Source organism: Comamonas testosteroni TK102 (assembly GCF_000739375.1).
Classification (GTDB): domain Bacteria; phylum Pseudomonadota; class Gammaproteobacteria; order Burkholderiales; family Burkholderiaceae_C; genus Comamonas; species Comamonas brasiliensis.
Window position 1 is genome coordinate 2,290,085 of sequence record NZ_CP006704.1, and the last position, 17,901, is coordinate 2,307,985.

Sequence of the window (17,901 nt, forward strand, 5' to 3'; positions counted from 1 at the left end):
TCATGAGCCAAGTACTACGTCAGCACGCCGAGGTGCAATTTGCCGAAGAACTCGATGCCCTGCAGAAGGTGGACGACCGTCCGTGCCCGCCCAACTGGAAGCTCTCGCCCTGGGCCGTGCTCCAGTATCTGATGGGTGGCAAGCTCAGCAACGGGTTTGAGCTCAGCCCCAAGTACATCGGCAATCCGCGCCTGATGGAGATTGCCGTTTCCACGCTGGCCACCGACCGAGCCTTGCTGCTGTACGGCGTGCCCGGCACGGCCAAGTCCTGGGTCTCCGAGCATCTGTCTGCGGCCGTGAGCGGCGATTCGACCATGCTGATCCAGGGCACGGCCGGCACCAGCGAGGAGCAGCTGCGCTATGGCTGGAACTATGCCCAGTTGCTGGCCCATGGCCCGTCCGAGAAAGCGCTGATTCCCAGCCCGCTGGTCAACGCCATGAAGCTGGGCAAGATCGCGCGCATCGAGGAGCTCACACGTATTCCCGCCGATGTGCAGGACACGCTGATCACCGTGCTGTCCGAAAAGACGCTGCCCGTGCCGGAGCTGTCCATGGAGTTCCAGGCCGTGCAGGGCTTTTCGGTCATTGCCACGGCCAACAACCGCGACAAGGGCGTCAACGAGTTGTCGAGCGCACTGAAGCGCCGCTTCAACACCGTGGTGCTGCCTGTACCTGCCTCGCAGGACGAGGAGGTGCAGATCGTCACCAAGCGCGTGGCCGAGCAGGGGCGGGCGCTGCAGCTGCCGACCGAGCCGCCCGCGCTGCAAGAGGTGCGCCGCGTGGTGCAGATCTTCCGCGAGTTGCGCCACGGCCAGACCGAGGACGGCAAGACCGTGCGCGTGAAGTCGCCCAGCTCCACGCTGTCCACGGCGGAGGCCATCTCGGTCATCAACAGCGGCATGGCGCTGGCCGGCCATTTCGGCGATGGCGTGCTGCGCGCGGCCGATGTGGCCTCGGGCCTGCTGGGAGCCGTGATCAAGGACCCGGTGCAGGACACGGTGGTGTGGAAGGAATATCTGGAGACCGTTGTCAAGGAGCGTAGCGACTGGAAGGATCTGTACCGCGCCTGCCGCGAGCAACTGTGAGTTGTGCTGCAGCGAATACAGCTCTTGATACGTCGTTGCATCACCTCGCCTTAGCGTTGCTACTGTCTTCGGTGATGACGCCTCGTCTCAACCGCCCATCTGTGATGGGCTGAGCTGTCTTCACAGCCAGAGACCTTGCTATCCCTTTCTTGAGCCGTCTGACAAGCCCATGGCCACTTCCGCTGATTCTGTTCATTTCTTTGGCATACGCCATCACGGCCCGGGCTGCGCTCGCAGTCTGCTGCAGGCGCTTGAGGCCCTGCAGCCCGATTGCCTGCTGGTGGAAGGCCCGCCCGAGGGGGAGGCGCTGCTGCCCATGCTGCAAAGTGCCGAGCTGCGCCCGCCCGTGGCCATGCTGGTCTATATGCAGGACGAGCCCAGCCAGGCCGCGTTTTATCCGTTTGCCGAGTTTTCACCCGAATGGCAGGCATTGCAGTGGGCCATTCGCCAGGGTGTTGCCACGCGTTTTATCGACCTGCCGCAGACCCATGGCATGGCCATCGAGTTTGCGCGCCGCGAGGCGCTCAAAAAGGCGGCGCAAGAGGCTGAGGATGCCGATGAAGCAGCGCAGCCAGCGGATGCCGAGGACGGAGCAAACGATGCGGGGCAGGAGCCGGATGCGGCACCGGCCGAGGCGCTTGCCGATATGCAGGATGGCGACGGGCATGAGCAGCCTCAAGAGGTCCCGGCAAACGCTGCCTGGCATCTGCACCGCGATCCGCTGGACTGGCTGGCCCATGCCGCAGGCTTTGACGACGGCGAGAGCTGGTGGAACCGTCTGGTCGAGGAGCGCGGCGACAGCGAAGCACTGTTTGAAAGCATTGGCGAGGTGATGGCGGCAGCTCGCGAAGAACTGTCCAAGGACGGCGAACATTGGCGCGGCGAGGAATACATGAAGCGCGAGGCACTGCGCGAAGCCCATATGCGCCAGTGCATCCGCGAGGCGAGCAAGGCTGGCCACCAGCGCATTGCCGTGGTCTGCGGTGCCTGGCATGTGCCGGCCCTCAGGGCCAGCGTGACGGCCAAGGCCGACAGCGCCCTGCTCAAGGGCCTGCCCAAGGCCAAGGTGCTGGCGACCTGGGCCCCCTGGACTTATCGCAACCTGGCCAGCAGCAGCGGCTATGGTGCGGGTGTGACTTCGCCGGGCTGGTACCAGCATCTGTGGCAGTGCTATCAGTCGTCCTCGGACTTGGAGTCAAATCAGCCTCAAACACTTGATGGTAAAGCGCAAGCAGCTATCAAAAACGTGGTTTCTCCGGCCACGCTGCGTACAGCTGGCTGGCTGACGCGCGTGGCCCATCTGCTGCGCGACAAGGACCTGGACTGCTCCAGCGCCCACATCATCGAGGCGACGCGGCTGTCCGAGAGTCTGGCGGCGCTGCGCGGCCAGCCCGTGCCCGGCCTGGACGAAATCAACGAGGCCATCGTCACCGTGATCTGCATGGGCGAGGACGCACCGCTCAGGTTGATCGACGAGGAACTGACCGTCGGTCATGTGCTGGGCCAGGTGCCTGCCGATGTTCCCCAGGTGCCGCTGCAGCGTGATATCGAGCAGCAGCAGAAGTCGCTGCGTCTCAAGCCCGAGGCGGCAAGCAAGCTGCTGGCGCTGGATTTGCGCAAGGACACGGATCTGGCACGCAGCCATTTTCTGCACCGTCTGCGCCTGCTCGGCATTGAATGGGGAGTGCGCGCCACCGATGCCCAGCGCAACCGGGGCACCTTCCGCGAAAGCTGGCAACTGCAGTGGGAGCCTGAGCTGGCGGTGCGCATCATCGAGGCCAGCGTGCATGGCGCGACCGTGGCCCAGGCCACCACGGCCAGGCTGCGCTCCAGCCTGACGCCCGAGACCTCGCTGCCCGAAATCGCGCAGGCCATCGATGATGCACTGCTGGCCGATTTGCCGCAGCTGGTCGAGGCCCTGATCGTCACGCTGGCACAGCGTGCAGCCACCACGGGCGATGTGGCCCAGCTGCTGCAGGCCTTGCCGCCGCTGGCCAATGTCTATCGCTACGGCAGCGTGCGCCAGACCGATACGGCCCTGCTGGCTGGCGTGATCGATTCGCTGGTGCTGCGCGCCGCCATCGGCCTGCCTGTTGCCTGCATGGCCATGGATGAGGATGCTGCGGCCGCCATGAAGACCAAGGTGCTGGCGGCGCACGAGGCACTGCGGCTGCGCACCAGCGACGCAGAGGCGCAGCAGGCGGTGGATGCCTGGCGCCTGGCCCTGCGCAGCCTGGCCATGGGGGATGCCGCAGCGGCACTGCTGCGCGGCATGGCCTGCCGTTTGCTGCTGGACGAGCAGTTGCTGGAAAGCGCTGAAATCGTGCGTCAGTTCAACCGCAATCTTTCGCTGGGCGCGGCGCCCATGGATGTGGCCGCCTGGCTGGACGGTTTCCTGAACCAGCAGGCGCTGGTGCTGCTGCATGACGAGTCCATCTGGGGGGCTGTCGATGCCTGGCTCAGCGGTCTGGGCGAGGTGCAGTTTGCACAGATTCTGCCGCTGGTGCGACGCAGCTTCTCGACCTTCAGCAATCACGAGCGGCAAAGCCTGGGTGACAAGGTCAAGCGAACGCCTGTGGGAGGCGTTGCGGCACCCGATCCTGCCGTAGGTGCTGCGGACGATGCTGCGCCCTGGGATGAGTCGCGTGCCCTGCTGGCCTTGCCCATGCTCAATGAGTTGCTGGGCTTGAATCTGCCTCAGGCGCTGATGGGACAAGCCCAAACAGCTACCGATTTTGATGCGGCCGCGGCCAAGGTGTGACGATGAAGCAAACAGCAAATTTGGCGACCGAGCCGCAACAGGAGTCCGAAGAGCTGCAGCCCACTACGCGGCTGCAGCGCTGGCGCATGGTGCTGGGTAGCCCCGCTGATGCCAGTTGCGGCGGTGTGACGGGCCGCTTGCAGGAGATGGACCAGGCGCTGGCCGCCTTGTATGAGGAAGACAGCAAGCTGGCATCGCGCAAGGGCGGACGCGGCAACTCCTCGCCCTCGGTATCGCGCTGGCTGGGGGATATCCGCAAATACTTTCCGAGCCAGGTCGTGCAGGTCATGCAGCGCGATGCCATGGAGCGCCTGAATCTGCGCGAGCTGCTGCTGCAGCCCGAGATGCTGGAGAACGTGCAGCCCGATGTGCATCTGGTGGCGGACCTTATTTCGCTGGGCTCGGTGATTCCGCAGAACACCAAGGCCACGGCGCGGCTGGTGGTGCGCAAGGTGGTGGACGAGCTGATGAAAAAGCTCGAGGAGCCCATGCGCAGTGCCGTGGCCGGGGCGCTGGATCGCAGCCAGCGCAACCGACGCCCGCGCCATGCCGAGATCGATTGGAATCGCACCATACGCGCCAACCTGCGCCATTGGCAGCCCGAATACAAGACCATTGTTCCGGAGACGCTGATTGGCTATGGGCGCAAGGCGCGCCGCCCGCAGCGCGAGGTGATCCTGTGCATTGACCAGAGTGGCTCCATGGCCAACTCGGTGGTCTATTCCAGCATCTTTGGTGCGGTGATGGCCAGTCTGCCGGCGGTGGCCACCAAGCTGGTGGTGTTTGATACGGCCGTGGTCGACCTGACGGAAAAACTCGACGATCCTGTCGATGTGCTGTTTGGTGTGCAACTGGGCGGTGGCACAGATATCAATGGTGCGGTCGGCTATTGTCAGGGGCTGATCAGCGAGCCGCGCAACAGCATTCTGGTGCTGATCTCCGACCTCTACGAAGGCGGTGTGGAGTCGGGCCTGCTGCGCCGCGCCAACGAGCTGGTGGAAGCAGGCGTGCAGTTCATCACGCTGCTGGCGCTCAGCGACGAGGGAGCTCCGGCCTATGACGCGGAACTGGCGGCCAAGCTGGCGGCATTGGGCGTGCCCTCGTTTGCCTGTACCCCCGATGCCTTTCCGCAGCTCATGGCAGCGGCCATCCGCCGCGACGATGTGGCCGCCTGGGCGGCGACGCAGGGCTTCAAGACCAGCAAATAGGAAGACTGCCGGAAGAAGACTGCTTGTTGGGGCTCATTCCGGCAGAACGACGCCGAGCTTGGCCAGCCTGGCGGCCATCACATCACGGCGGCGCGCGGCCTTGGCAGCGGTTTCGCTGACCGTTGCAATGGTTTTGGGGCCTTTGCCTGCAGCGGCCTTGACCAGTTCCGCCTTCTTGGCGGCCTCTGCGGCAAGTTTGCGGTAGCTGGCAATCAGTTCGGCATGGGCGATGGATTGAGTCACAGGGTTTCCGTTCGATAAGGGCGCTCATTGTCGCTGCAAAGCCAGGGCCGTGGCGAACGCGCAGCTGATTGGCAATTTCCTGTCGCAATCTTGGCACGGTTTGCAGGCATGATGGCGATTTTGCAAACACCGGGAGAAACGATGGCAGGTGCCGGCCTTTTGATGTTGCTAGACGATATTGCTAGCTTGCTCGACGACGTGGCCTTGATGACCAAGACTGCGGCAGGCAAGAGCACGGCAATTCTGGACGATGTGGCTACCCAGACCAAGGTGGCGGTGCAGAAGACGGCCGGCGTGCTGGGCGACGATCTGGCACTCAATGCCGAGCAGGTCACGGGAGTGAAGGCCAACCGGGAGCTGCCCGTGGTCTGGGCTGTGGCCAAGGGCTCGCTGCTGAACAAGGCCATCTTGGTGCCCGCGGCGTTGTTGATCAGCGCCTTTGTGCCCTGGTTGATTACGCCCTTGCTGATGGTGGGGGGGCGTTTCTCTGCTTTGAAGGCGTGGAGAAGATCCTGGAGCTGTTTCACAAGCATCAAAAGCATGATGTGCATGATGCCGTCGTCGATGCCGAGGAGGCCGTTCACAAGGGTGTGGCGCCCTCATCGGTGCGTGCCGCACGTGAAAAGCAGATGGACCCGATGGAGTATGAAAAGCAGAAGGTCAAGGGCGCCGTGCGCACGGACTTCATTCTGTCGGCCGAAATCATGGCGATTGCGCTGGGCACCGTGGCGACCAAGCCCATCTGGGAGCAGGCGGCGGTGCTGATCGCCGTGGCTCTTGGCATCACCGTGTTCGTCTACGGACTGGTGGCCGGCATTGTGCGCATGGACGATGTGGGCGGCTGGCTGATGGACAGGAGCGGCAGCGTCGCCAAGGCAGCAGGCCGTGGTCTGATCGCCTTCACCCCCTGGCTGATGCGCGGGCTGTCGATTGTCGGCACTGCGGCCATGTTCCTCGTTGGCGGCAGCCTGCTGGTGCATGGCATCACGCCCGTCGAGCACTGGATACAGCAGGTGATTGCACCCATGGGCGGCGTGGCGGCAGCGCTGGGGCCGTTGCTGATACATGTGGTGGTGGGCGCCGCCATAGGCAGTGCCGTAGTCATCTGCGTGACGCTCTGGCACAAGCTGCGTCCGGCCAGGGCCGCACATTGATAACTCCAGGGTGCAGCTAGCACTGCGGGCGGCGCGGGGCTTTGCGCTGAATCAGGATATGGGGCTGGCGTGGCCGAAGGGCAACGCCGGCCTTTTTCTTTGGCATCTTGGTGTGCGGGTTGATGTGGGACAAAGCCGCAAACGAGTGGCTTTGTTTCAATCACTATCAAGGAAGGCAAACAAGCTTTCTGCCATCTCTTCAAGGAAAAGCCCATGAAAAAGACTCTGATCGCAATCGCCGCCGTTGCCAGCGCCCTGACTGCCGGTGCCGCTTTTGCACAATCCTCGTTTGACGGCACAAGCCCCTGGATGGTGCGTGCGCGTGCCGTGCATCTGGACAGCGACAACGGTGGCGCTGCTGGTGACGCAGGCGTCAGCATTAACAACAAGTGGATGCCCGAGCTGGATGTGTCTTACTTCTTCACGCCCAATATCGCTGCCGAGCTGATTCTGACCTTCCCCCAAAAGCATGATGTGCGCCTGAATGGCGACAAGATCGGCACGCTCAAGCATCTGCCTCCCACCTTGCTGGCGCAGTACCACTTCACCAACTTCGGCGCCTTCAAGCCTTATGTGGGTGCAGGCGTGAACTACACACGCTTCTCGAACGTGAGCATTCTCGACGGTGCCGTGACCGTGAAGAAGAACAGCTTCGGCGGTGCGCTGCAGATCGGCTTCGACTATGCGCTGGACAAGAACTGGTCGCTGAACTTTGACGTCAAGAAGGTCTATCTGGGCACCAAGGTGACCGGTGCAGGCGTGTTCCAGGACACCAAGTTCAAGGTTGACCCATGGCTGGTGGGCGTGGGCGTGGGCTATCGCTTCTGATAGCTTCACGGCAAAGAGTGTTCTCGTCGGTGGCCTTCTTCCCGCAGGCGAGGCACGCACCACAGGCTCTGTGGTGCAACGGGGTCAATGGGCCGGCATGGCCCGGAGGCTCCGGAGGCTAGGGTGTATGTTTGATCGGTATTCCGCCAGTGCGGGATACCGATTTTTTTTGGTGAGTTCCAGGATCAGTATTGGCTTTGTCAGCATTGCTGCATGCACATGCAGTAAAAGTATCGCTGGCTTCAGTCCTACTTGCGCCTGTTGTCGACAGCGCTAGGCTTTAGGACCCAAAGCAGTCTTGGCAGTGATGGCGCGGGCAATGGCTGTATCGCGCGATCGGCTCATCAGGAGAATCAGCATGCGCGCGATACCGGACAGGCAGGCAGCATCCATCGAGTCTTTGTCTCGCGCAGGGCGCATTCCATTGCCTCTGGCCTCCATGCTCAAGGCTGCAGAGCCTTGCACAGCCCCGCAGATGCCACTGTGTGAAGAGCTGGCACAAGGGCTGATGCAGCGGCAGGCACAGATTTCCCCCAAATTCCTGTATGACGCGCGCGGCTGCGCCCTGTTCGAGCAGATAACCGAGCTACCCGAGTACTACCCCACAAGAACCGAGGCTGCCATCATGGCCCGGTACGACCTGCAGATCGCCCAGGCCATGGCAGGCTGCCAGGTGCTGATAGAGCTGGGCGCGGGCAATTGCGAAAAGGTGCGACGCCTGTGCCGCAGCGTGGGGCCGCAGCAATTTCTGGGGGTGGATATTGCGGTCGAGTTCCTGCAGGCCGCGGTGGCCAGACTGGAGCAGGACTTTCCTCGACTGAGGGCGAGTGCGGTTGCGGCGGATTTCACGGGGGGCTGGCATTTGCCGCCGGGCGTGCCGAAGGCGCGGCGTGAGCTGTTCTATCCGGGCTCCTCGATCGGCAACTTCGATACCCAGCAGGCGCTGCATATGCTGCGCCACATGCATTCGCTGGTTGCGGGCGACGGCGGGCTGCTGATCGGTATCGACCTACCCAAACCGGTTCCGGTCTTGCTGGCTGCCTACGATGATGAACAGGGCGTTACCGCCGAGTTCAACCTGAATGTGCTCAATCATGCAAACCGTCTGCTGGGCAGTGATTTCAATCTTCGGGACTGGGCGCACGAGGCGCGCTTCGACAGCCGGAACTCTCGCATAGAGATGCATTTGCGCGCGCGCCGTCCCGTCATGGTGTGCTGGCCCCAGGGCCTGCGCCACTTTGCCCAGGGCGAGACCATCCACACGGAGAGCAGCTACAAATACCCTCTGTCTGATTTTCTCTCCATGCTGGCGCATGCGGGCTTCTCCGCTCCCCAGGTCTGGACCGATGAGCAGCAATGGTTTGCCGTCATCCATGCACATGCCTGAAGCCATGGTTCAGCCCCTTTCCGTCTCGTCCGAGGCATGGGACTGGATGGTGCTGGCGCTGCAGTTCGAACGGGTGAGAGCCTGTACGCAAAAGCTGGCAGCGCCACTGTCCGCCGAAGATGCCTGTGTGCAATCCATGCCCGATGCCAGTCCTGCCAAATGGCATCTGGCCCATACCAGCTGGTTTTTTGAAACCTTTGTACTGGCTGTGCATCAGCGGGGGCATCAGGTTTTCGATGCCAGCTATCGCATGCTGTTCAACTCCTACTACCAGCAGGTGGGGGCACGGCATCCGCGAGCCCAGCGGGGCTTGTTGACCAGGCCATCCCTGGCACAGATCATGACTTATCGCGCCGTGGTGGATGAGCAGATGCTGGCGCTGATGGCGGGCATGAAAGAGAGAAAGCCGACGACGCAGCAGGCGGTGGCCCAGCTCATCACATTGGGTCTGCAGCACGAGCAGCAGCATCAGGAGTTGCTGCTCACCGACATCAAGCATTTGCTTTCCTGCCACCCGCTTTGGCCTGCTTATGCAGCGGACTCGCTGGCCGAGACGGACTCCGGGCCGGCCCATGCAGACCTCACATGGCGGCCGGTGGAGGCCGGCATCTACCGCATAGGCCACGGCGGTGGCGATTTCGCCTTTGACAATGAGATGCCCATGCACAGTGTCTATGTGCAGGCCGCACAGATTGCATCGAGGCCGGTAAACAATGGCGAGTTTCTGCGCTTTGTGCTGGATGGCGGCTACCGCCAGCCGCAATGGTGGCTGGCCGAGGGCTGGGACTGGTGCCAGGCCCAGCAACTGAGCCACCCCTGCTACTGGAGGGGTGCCGAAGGCCATGCAGGTGACGGGGGCTGGCAGGAGTTCAGCCTCTATGGTGTGAGGGCTCTGCACGCGCTGCGGCCTGTCTGTCATATCTCCTATTTCGAGGCTGATGCCTATGCACGCTGGGCTGGTGCACGCCTGCCGACGGAGATGGAGTGGGAGGTGGCCATGGGCCTGCATGACTGGCCTGCGTCCCGGTCCAGCCTGCATCCCGAGGCGGCGGCCGGCTGTCAGGGTGCGGCAATCGGCCAGGTCTGGGAGTGGACGCATTCGTCCTATGCCGCCTACCCGGGCTTTCGCGTGGCCGAGGGGGCTGTGGGTGAGTACAACGGCAAGTTCATGGTCAACCAGTACGTGCTGCGCGGCGGCTCCTGCCTCACGCCTGCCGGCCATGCGCGGCTGACCTATCGCAATTTCTTTCCTGCAACGGCTCGCTGGCAGATGACGGGACTGCGCCTGGCGCGCGATGTGTGAAGTCGCGCGCCAGAGTGGGAAGCTGCTTCAGACCTGTTCGAGTGCCTGGTTCAGGTCGGCCAGCAGGTCGTCAATATGCTCGATGCCCACGGACAGGCGCACCATGCCTTCGGTGACGCCGGCCTTGGCCAGCTCGTCGGCGTCGAGCTGGCGATGCGTGGTGGAGGCGGGGTGGGTGGCCAGCGACTTGGCATCGCCGATATTGACCAGGCGCGTGAACAGCTGCAGCGCATCCAGGAAACGCGCTCCTGCAGCACGGCCTTCGCTGCCCTTGAGGCTGAAGGAGAGAATGCCGGAGGCGCGGCCGCCAGACTGCTTTTGCACGATGGCGTGGTCGGGGTGGTCCTTGAGTCCGGCATAGCGCACCCATTCCACTTTGGGGTGTTGCTGCAGGGTTTCGGCAATCTTCTGCGTGTTTTCGCAGATGCGGTCCATCCGCAGGGCCAGGGTTTCAATGCCTTGCAGGATCTGGAAGGCGTTCTGCGGCGAGATGGCGGCGCCCATATTGCGCAGCGGAACGACGCGGGCGCGGCCGATGAAGGCGGCGGGGCCAAGCGCTTCGGTGTAGACCACGCCGTGATAGCTGACGTCGGGCTCGTTCAGGCGCTTGAAGCGCGCCTTGTGCTCGGCCCAGGGGAACTTGCCGCTGTCCACGATCGCCCCGCCCACGCTGGTGCCGTGGCCGCCCAGGTACTTGGTCAGCGAATGCACCACGATGTCTGCGCCATGTTCGAACGGCCGCAGCAGATAGGGAGAGGGCACGGTGTTGTCGACAATCAGTGGTACGCCATGTTGGTGTGCCACATCGGCCAGAGCACGGATATCGGTCACATTGCCAAGCGGGTTGCCTATAGATTCGATGAATACCGCCTTGGTCCTGGCGTCGATCAGCTTTCCGAAGCTGGCCGGATCGCGTGCATCGGCAAAACGCACCTCGATGCCCTGCTGCGGAAAGGTGTGGGCAAACAGGTTGTAGGTGCCGCCATAGAGTGTGCTGGCCGACACGATGTTGTCACCCGCTTCGGCCAGAGTCTGGATCGCGGCGGTGATGGCCGCCATGCCCGAGGCCAGGGCCAGTGCGGCAATGCCGCCTTCGAGTGCCGCGACGCGCTTTTCCAGCACGTCGGTGGTGGGGTTCATGATGCGTGTGTAGATATTGCCAGGGACCTTCAGATCAAACAGGTCGGCACCATGCTGGGCACTGTCAAACGCATAGGCTACTGTCTGGTAGATGGGTACGGCCACAGCCTTGGTGGTGGGATCGGGGGAATAGCCGGCATGTACGGCCAGTGTCTCTAAGCGCATATATGTGTCTCTTTGGCAAGTTATTCGAAGGCCGCAGCGCGGGCTTTGGCATCATTGATTATGGGCAGGTCGTCGACGCAGGAGAACGACCTAATGGCTATGTGCTTATGCCGCAGTGAAAGCCGGGGATACTTCTCGCCGGAGAATGGATGACGTTGAATTCACAGTTTCCTGCGCGGAGAACCTCAATTGGGCCAGCCTGCAGATTTGTACTTTGCCTTGATCGCACCGGCTTGCGTGATGCTGTTCGGGCTTGCCTTGCTGGCGTGCTGGTATGTGCAGCGCCGACAGCCGCGTGCCATGTTTCTGCTCTGGCTGGTGGGCGGCTATGTGCTGCTCGCGACGGCTCTGGCTGCGCAAAGCCTGATGAGCAATGCGCAGCTGAGCCAGTTTGCCATGGCCACGGCATGTCTGTATCTGCTCGGAACTTGGTCGCTGGCGCAAGGGGTTTCCCTCAGGCAGGGGTCTGCAGGGGCGAGTGTGCCCGGCGGAATTCTGATCGCTGTCGTCGCCCTGTCCGTGCTGTTCTACTTTTCCCGGATCGAGAATAACTTGTGGGTCCGCGTGCAGTGTCTGGCGATGGCGATGGCGCTGCAGCTGACCCTGGCCATACCGGCCTTTCTCAGGGCCGGCTCCTCAAAGGACTGGCTGGAGCGCGGAGTGCGCTGGGCCTATGGGCTCAATGTCTGCAATGCCTTGTTCCGGCCTGCGGCCGTCAGTCTGTTGCCTGTGTACGAAGTGCAGGAACTGACCCGGTCCGGATACTGGCTGCTCACCCAGGCCATAGCGCTTCTGTTTGCAATGTGGTTTGCTGTAGGACTGCTGGCCTGTTCGGTCAGGGATGTGATGACGACATTGCGCGAAGAGCGTAACCGGGACTCTTTGACGCGCCTGCTCAATCGTCGTGCTTTCATGGAGGCCGCAGAGTCGCGCTTGGCCGATCAGCGGCTGGTGCCCTGGGCCGTGGTCGCTGTGGACATCGATCATTTCAAGTACATCAACGACAACTGGGGCCATGCAGCTGGCGATCAGGTGCTGCAGCAACTGGCACAGCTGCTGACTCAGCAGGTCAGAGACTGTGATCTTGTTGCCCGCTTTGGCGGAGAGGAGTTCGTCTTGTTGCTATCGCGAGTGAAGCTGTTCGAAGCGCAAGCCATCGTGGAGCGTGTGCGTGAGCGCTTGCAAAGCCATGAGTTCGGAGCTTTGCCTGCGAAACTGAGGGTGACAGCCAGTTTTGGCATTGCTGCACTCAGTTCCGCGCAGGATTTCGAGCAGGCACTGGCCCAGGCCGATGCGCTGCTCTACCAGGCCAAGAAGGCGGGGCGGGATTGCGTCATGAGCTCTGCGCAAGACGAGAGCCAGCTGCAATGGAGAATGATTGCCTGAGTCCCGTCATCAGGCCCAGATCCCATGGCGCCTTGCCTTCAGGATTCAGCTCGCGATCGGAGGCCCGATACTTCAGGACCTCGGACTTCTGGGGGCGCGCCGTGGAAGGACGGGAAGGGCGCTTTCCCAGGCGGGCAGGTGCGCATAGATCACGGCCGGGGCATGGGCGTCATTGGCGGCGTAGCGCCGCTGGGCTGAACTGAGTTCTGCGGCGGCCCAGTTGGAGGTGGTGGTGCGCTTGGATTTGCGAAAGCTCTGCTGGAGTACCAGCGCTGCGGCGGCACGCACACCCACCGATGGGCCGTATCCGAGCCGCTTGAATCGGCTGTCCAGGTCCTGAATATTGATCAGCGGCGCTCCCAGCCTGCGGGGCAGGGAGTGTTTATCGTTATCGAGCCCGAAGCCGACCTTGCAGATATGTTCTGCAGCCAGCACCATGCGCGACACTTCCAGAGCCATGGGCCTGTGCAGCTGCAGCAGCCAGACCTGGCTGGCCGTGGCGAGCTGCACCAGATGAGGGCCGTTGTCCTGCTGGCCGATATTGAAGATCGGTTTGCTTTCCGTGTCAAAGCCGAGCACCGGCTCTGCATTCATGGCCTGGAAGGCGGCTTCAAATTCGGCTTCGGACTGCGGAAGGTGGATTGCATGTTCGGGCAATTCCAGAAATGGAGGGAGCAGGGCACTTTCGTCCTTGCTGGGAGCTATCAATCGTGGCATGCGGGTGATTACACAACAGCTTGGCTTGTCCCCAGATCATGTGGGCCGGTCTGTGGGTAATTCCGGGGAAATGTCTGCAAAGCCTTGCTCACAAAGGTTTTGCATGTGTTGCTTAAATAAAAGGCAGTGTCAGCGGCGTGAAAAAGCTGGAGTGCGCTTTTCCAGAAAGGCGCTCACGCCCTCACTGCTGTTGGCATGGCTGGCGCAGTCGATGATGGCCAGGCGTTCGGCCTCAAGGTGGGCGGCCAGATCATGGCTGTGGGCGCTGTCGCAGAGCCTTTTGATATGGGCCAGGGAAGGGGTGGCGCCTGCAGCCAGCTCTTCGGCCAGTTGAAGGGCCTGGGCAGCCAGAGCATCCGGCTCATGCAGCTCGTCAAAGATGCCCATGCGCAAGCAGTCCTGGGCAGAGGCAGGACGGTTGCTCATCAGCAGGTACTTGGCCTTGGCCGCACCGGCCCTGCGGCTGAGGTAATAGGAGGAGCCCAGATCCGGGCTCAACCCTATGGCCGAGTAACCACCGCGCAGGAACACCTTGGTGGAAGCCAGCACGATGTCAGCACACAGACCCAGCCCAATGCCGCCACCGCCAAGCGCACCCTGAATGGCGCTGATGACCGGCACGGGCATGGTGACCAGTGCGTGCATGGTGGGGTTGAGCAGGGCCAGGATTTCCGTGATCTGGCGGGGCAGGTGATTGCGGTTTTGCACGAACTCACGGATATCCCCACCCACGCAAAATTGCTTGCCTGCAGCAGAGATCAACACAGCGCCAATATCTGCCTTGCAAGCCTGTTGCACCACAGCGGCCAGGGCATGGGCCATGGGGGTGCTGATGACATTGCCCTGGTCGGGCTGGTTCAGCACGATATGGCCGACGCCATTGCGCTGCTCCCATAGAACGAGTTCGGACATCAGGCGACCTTTCTTTCCTGGTTGGCCCAGAAGGGGGCGCGTAGTGTGGTCTTCAAGATCTTGCCCGCGCCAGATAGCGGCATGGCGTCGATGAAGGAAACCTCACGCGGGCATTTGTAGTGGGCAATGCGATTCTTGCAGAACTGGATTAGCTCATCGGCCTCGAGCATGGTACCGGTTTTGCGCACGATGAAGACATGCACCAGCTCGCCCCATTGCTCGCTGGGCACGCCAATGACGGCGCAGGATGCGACGTCTGGATGGGTGGTGATGACGCTTTCCACTTCCACGCTGTAGACGTTCTCGCCGCCAGTCACGATCATGTCTTTGAGGCGATCGACGATGAAGACATAGCCCTCGTCATCCATGCGACCGCCATCGCCCGTGTGCATCCAGCCGTTGCGAATGGCTGCGGCAGTCTCGGCAGGCTTGTTCCAGTAGCCCAGCATGACGCCGGGGCCGCGAACAACCACTTCTCCCACCTCGCCCCGTGCCACTTCCTGCCCGTCGGGGTCCACGATACGGACTTCGGTGCAGACCGTGGCGCGCCCGGCGCTGCGATGGCGGCCTTGGGCCCATCCCCCCTGTCTGTGCATTTCGGGGCTCAGAACCGTGGCTACCGGGGCCAGCTCCGTCATGCCATAGGCCTGGGTGAAGCCGACGCTGGGAATGGTCTTCATGGCCCGATCCAGCAGACCTTCGGAAATGGGCGACGCCCCATACAACATGTTCTGCAGCGAACTCAGGTCATATTGATGGACATCCGGGTGGTCCACCAACATCTGAATCATGGTGGGTACCAGCAGCAGGTCGGTGACCGATTCTGTGGAAATGGCCTGAAGAACGGCAACAGGATCAAAGCGCGGCACCATGACATGGCAGCCACCAGCGGCCAGCAGCGCATTCATGAAGGCACCGTCTGCCAGATGAAACATGGGCGCAGCATGCAGCCCGACGCTGCTGCGACGTGCCGTGTTCTCGCAGACGCCGGAGATGGCGTTTGTGTAGAGATTGCGATGGCAGAGCATCACGCCCTTGGGCGTGCCGGTGGTGCCACCGGTATAGAACACACCGGCCAGATCCTCTCCGCCACGCAAGGCGTCTTCCACCGGCTCGGTATTGGCAATCAGTGCCTCATAGGAAAGCATGCCTTCGGGAGCCGGGCCGTCACCGATGTGGATCAGAGTCTGCAGAGCTTGTGCGCTCTTCCGGATTTCAGGAATCAGGGGCAGAAAGCTGTCATCCACCAGCAGGACATGGGTGTCGCAGTCGTCCAGTGAATAGGCGATCTCTGCAGCACTCCATCGGATATTGATGGGGTTGACGGCAGCGCCCGCCCAGTAGGTGGCAAGGTAGTACTCCAGATACCAGTCGGAGTTCAGGCCGAGGATGGCCACGCGGTCGCCCGCTTGCACACCCAGTGCGCGCAAGGCGCCAGCAAAGCGGGCCACACGGTCGCCCAACTGCACAAAACTGCGTCTGCGACCGTTGTAGATCGTGGCAGTGGCGTGGGGCTGCTGTTGTATGGAGCGGCGCAGATTTTGCGTGAGATACATGACAGGCCTTCCAAGGTCAGTGTGTTGGAGAAAGAGCGGGTCTTGAGCCCCGCTTATGAAAACAGGCGTCTGGCGATCAGGTCCTTCATGATTTCGTTGGCGCCGCCGTAGATCTTCTGGATGCGTGCATCGGCATACATCCGGCCAATCGGGTACTCCTCCATATAGCCATAGCCGCCAAAGAGCTGCAGGCACTCATCCATCACCTTGCACTGCTGCTCGCTGCACCACCACTTGGCCATATAGGCGGCCTCGTTATCCAGCGTGCCATCCAGCAGACGCTGAATACAGTCGTTGACAAAGCTGCGAACCACATGGGCGGTGGTTGCACATTCAGCCAGCTTGAATCGTGTGTTCTGGAAGTCGGCAATCGTCTGGCCGAATGCCTTGCGTTGCTGGGTGTAGTCCACGGTCAGTGCGACGGCCATCTCGATAGCTGCAGCGGCACTGACCCCTAGTAGCATGCGTTCATAGGGCAGTTGGCTCATCAGCTGCTTGAAGCCCTGGCCCTCGATGCCGCCCAGCAAGTGGCTGGCGGGTATGTTCAGGTCTTCAAAGAACAGCTCGGCGGTGTCCGAAATATGCTGGCCGATCTTGCCAAGCCTGCGGCCCACGCGAAAGCCGGGCAGGTTTTCCGTCTCCAGCACCACCAGCGATACGCCTGCGCTGCCAGCTTCTCCGGTGCGTACCGCCACCACCAGCAAATTTGCGGTGCAGCCATTGGTGATGAAGGTCTTGGAGCCATTGATGACGTAGTGGTCACCATCGCGCTGGGCGCGTGTGCGCATGGCCTTGAGGTCGGAGCCCACGCTGGGCTCGGTCATCGCAATGCCGGCCAGCAACTCGCCGCTGCACAGCTTGGGCAGCCAGCGCTGCTTCTGCTCGGGCGTGCCATAGGTGTCTAGGTAATGGGCAGTGATGGTGTGCACGCTGGTGATGGCGTGAATCTCGGCCTTGGTCAGCTCCTCCTGCACCACTAGCTGATAGGCCAGGTTGCCACCGCCGCCGCCCCATTGTTCGTCCATCTCGGGCAGCAGAAAGCCATGTGCGCCAAAGCCGCGCCAGGTCTCGCGTGGCACATAGCCCTGGGCGCGCCAGTTGGGTACATGCGGGCTGAGTTCGCGCTCGATATAGCGGCGCACCTGCTCCCGGAAGGCGTCGATCTCGGCATCCATCCAGTCATGTTGAAATGGTTTGGGCAGCAGCATGTTCAGACCCCTGTCAGGCCGCCGGTACACATCAAGGTCTGGCCGCTGATGTAGTCCGACTCGGGTTGGCAAAAGAGGTAGACCGCACCCGCCGCTTCGTCGGGCGTGCCGGCGCGACCCAGGGGAATCGTCTGCTCCATGGCGGTCATCAGGCCGGGGTTCACGCCTACCTTGATATCGCGGCCTTCGATGTGGGCCGTCTCGCCATTGGCGGCGGAGTTGGTCAGCCGGGTCTTGATCAGGCCAAAGGCCACGCAGTTCACATTGACGTTCAGCCGTCCCCACTCCTTGGCCAGGGTCATGGTCAGGCCGGTGATGCCGGCCTTGGCTGTGGAGTAGTTGCTTTGCCCCGCATTGCCGAACAGGCCGGCCACGGAGGAGATATTGACCACCTTGCGCATCGTGCGGCGACCGGCTTCCATCTCGGCTTTGGACAGGGCCTTGATCACGGGCTGGGCAGCACGCAGTATGCGAAACGGGGCTGTCAGGTGGCAGTCCAAAATGGCATACCACTGTTCGTCCGTCATCTTCTGGATCACGTTGTCCCAGGTGTAGCCGGCGTTGTTGATGATGATGTCCAGGCCCTTGAACTCCTGGACTGCGGTGCCCACAAAGCGCTCGGCAAAGTCGGTGTGGGTGACATTGCCCACACAGGCCACAGCTTCGCCACCCATTTCCCGGATCAGGGCAATCGTTTCATCGGCAGGCTCCTGATCCAGGTCGTTGATGACCAGACGCGCCCCTTCACTGGCCAGCTTCATTGCGATGCTGCGGCCAATACCACGGCCCGATCCTGAGACCAGGGCAACTTTGCCTTCGAGTTTTCTTGTCATTGCGGCTTCCTTTGC

14 protein-coding genes and 1 pseudogene are annotated in these 17,901 nt (G+C 62.1%); 8 read left to right on the forward strand and 7 right to left on the reverse strand.

Annotated features, from left to right (window positions below; genetic code table 11):
* Positions 1–2 precede the first annotated feature (2 nt).
* The 3 genes from O987_RS10430 to O987_RS10440 all read left to right on the forward strand — a co-directional run bounded on the left by O987_RS10430 (position 3) and on the right by O987_RS10440 (position 5,054).
* Complete coding sequence (locus O987_RS10430) at positions 3–1,085, forward strand: ATP-binding protein (protein WP_043372058.1); 1,083 nt, start codon at positions 3–5, stop codon at positions 1,083–1,085.
* A gap of 169 nt (positions 1,086–1,254) precedes the next feature.
* The gene (locus tag O987_RS10435) at positions 1,255–3,846 is read left to right on the forward strand and encodes a DUF5682 family protein (protein ID WP_043372060.1); all 2,592 of its coding nucleotides are present in this window, start codon (positions 1,255–1,257) and stop codon (positions 3,844–3,846) included.
* Between the two features lie 2 nt (positions 3,847–3,848).
* Positions 3,849–5,054: a VWA domain-containing protein gene (locus O987_RS10440; protein WP_003056497.1), complete on the forward strand. Its 1,206-nt coding sequence runs from the start codon at positions 3,849–3,851 to the stop codon at positions 5,052–5,054.
* Positions 5,055–5,087: 33 nt separating this feature from the next.
* On the opposite strand, the gene O987_RS10445 is transcribed toward O987_RS10440, so the two are convergent.
* The gene (locus tag O987_RS10445; protein WP_043372062.1) at positions 5,088–5,297 is read right to left on the reverse strand and encodes a hypothetical protein; all 210 of its coding nucleotides are present in this window, start codon (positions 5,295–5,297) and stop codon (positions 5,088–5,090) included.
* A gap of 141 nt (positions 5,298–5,438) precedes the next feature.
* Here O987_RS10445 and O987_RS10450 point away from each other — a divergent pair.
* The 4 genes and pseudogenes from O987_RS10450 to egtB all read left to right on the forward strand — a co-directional run bounded on the left by O987_RS10450 (position 5,439) and on the right by egtB (position 9,969).
* Positions 5,439–6,451, forward strand: a pseudogene (locus tag O987_RS10450) (DUF808 domain-containing protein).
* Between the two features lie 213 nt (positions 6,452–6,664).
* Complete coding sequence (locus O987_RS10455) at positions 6,665–7,279, forward strand: OmpW/AlkL family protein (protein WP_019043508.1); 615 nt, start codon at positions 6,665–6,667, stop codon at positions 7,277–7,279.
* A 475-nt stretch (positions 7,280–7,754) separates the two neighbouring features.
* Positions 7,755–8,666, forward strand: coding sequence for an L-histidine N(alpha)-methyltransferase (gene egtD, locus O987_RS10460; protein ID WP_144244990.1), 912 nt, complete (start codon positions 7,755–7,757; stop codon positions 8,664–8,666).
* Positions 8,653–9,969 carry an ergothioneine biosynthesis protein EgtB gene (gene egtB / locus O987_RS10465; protein WP_080731497.1) on the forward strand — a complete coding sequence of 439 codons (1,317 nt, stop codon included), beginning with the start codon at positions 8,653–8,655 and terminating at the stop codon, positions 9,967–9,969. Before egtD ends, egtB begins: the two co-directional genes overlap by 14 nt.
* Positions 9,970–9,996: 27 nt before the next feature.
* Here egtB and O987_RS10470 read toward each other — a convergent pair whose 3' ends face one another.
* A complete protein-coding gene (locus O987_RS10470) occupies positions 9,997–11,274 on the reverse strand; it encodes an O-acetylhomoserine aminocarboxypropyltransferase/cysteine synthase family protein (protein WP_019043512.1) in 1,278 nt (425 codons plus the stop codon).
* Positions 11,275–11,463: 189 nt separating this feature from the next.
* On the opposite strand from O987_RS10470, the gene O987_RS10475 reads away from it, so the two are divergent.
* Positions 11,464–12,660: a sensor domain-containing diguanylate cyclase gene (locus O987_RS10475; RefSeq protein ID WP_019043513.1), complete on the forward strand. Its 1,197-nt coding sequence runs from the start codon at positions 11,464–11,466 to the stop codon at positions 12,658–12,660.
* Between the two features lie 72 nt (positions 12,661–12,732).
* On the opposite strand, the gene O987_RS10480 is transcribed toward O987_RS10475, so the two are convergent.
* From O987_RS10480 to O987_RS10500, 5 genes are all read right to left on the reverse strand, one after another.
* Positions 12,733–13,377 (reverse strand): 3'-5' exonuclease, encoded by a 645-nt coding sequence (locus O987_RS10480; RefSeq protein WP_003056479.1) that lies wholly within the window; start codon positions 13,375–13,377, stop codon positions 12,733–12,735.
* 129 nt (positions 13,378–13,506) lie between these two features.
* Positions 13,507–14,289, reverse strand: coding sequence for an enoyl-CoA hydratase/isomerase family protein (locus O987_RS10485; protein ID WP_043372065.1), 783 nt, complete (start codon positions 14,287–14,289; stop codon positions 13,507–13,509).
* Positions 14,289–15,845 carry an acyl-CoA synthetase gene (locus O987_RS10490; RefSeq protein ID WP_043372067.1) on the reverse strand — a complete coding sequence of 519 codons (1,557 nt, stop codon included), beginning with the start codon at positions 15,843–15,845 and terminating at the stop codon, positions 14,289–14,291. The genes O987_RS10485 and O987_RS10490 overlap by 1 nt, the downstream gene beginning before the upstream one ends.
* A 53-nt stretch (positions 15,846–15,898) precedes the next feature.
* Positions 15,899–17,053: an acyl-CoA dehydrogenase family protein gene (locus O987_RS10495; protein WP_019043516.1), complete on the reverse strand. Its 1,155-nt coding sequence runs from the start codon at positions 17,051–17,053 to the stop codon at positions 15,899–15,901.
* A gap of 2 nt (positions 17,054–17,055) precedes the next feature.
* Complete coding sequence (locus O987_RS10500) at positions 17,056–17,886, reverse strand: SDR family NAD(P)-dependent oxidoreductase (protein ID WP_043372069.1); 831 nt, start codon at positions 17,884–17,886, stop codon at positions 17,056–17,058.
* Between the last annotated feature and the right edge of the window lie 15 nt (positions 17,887–17,901).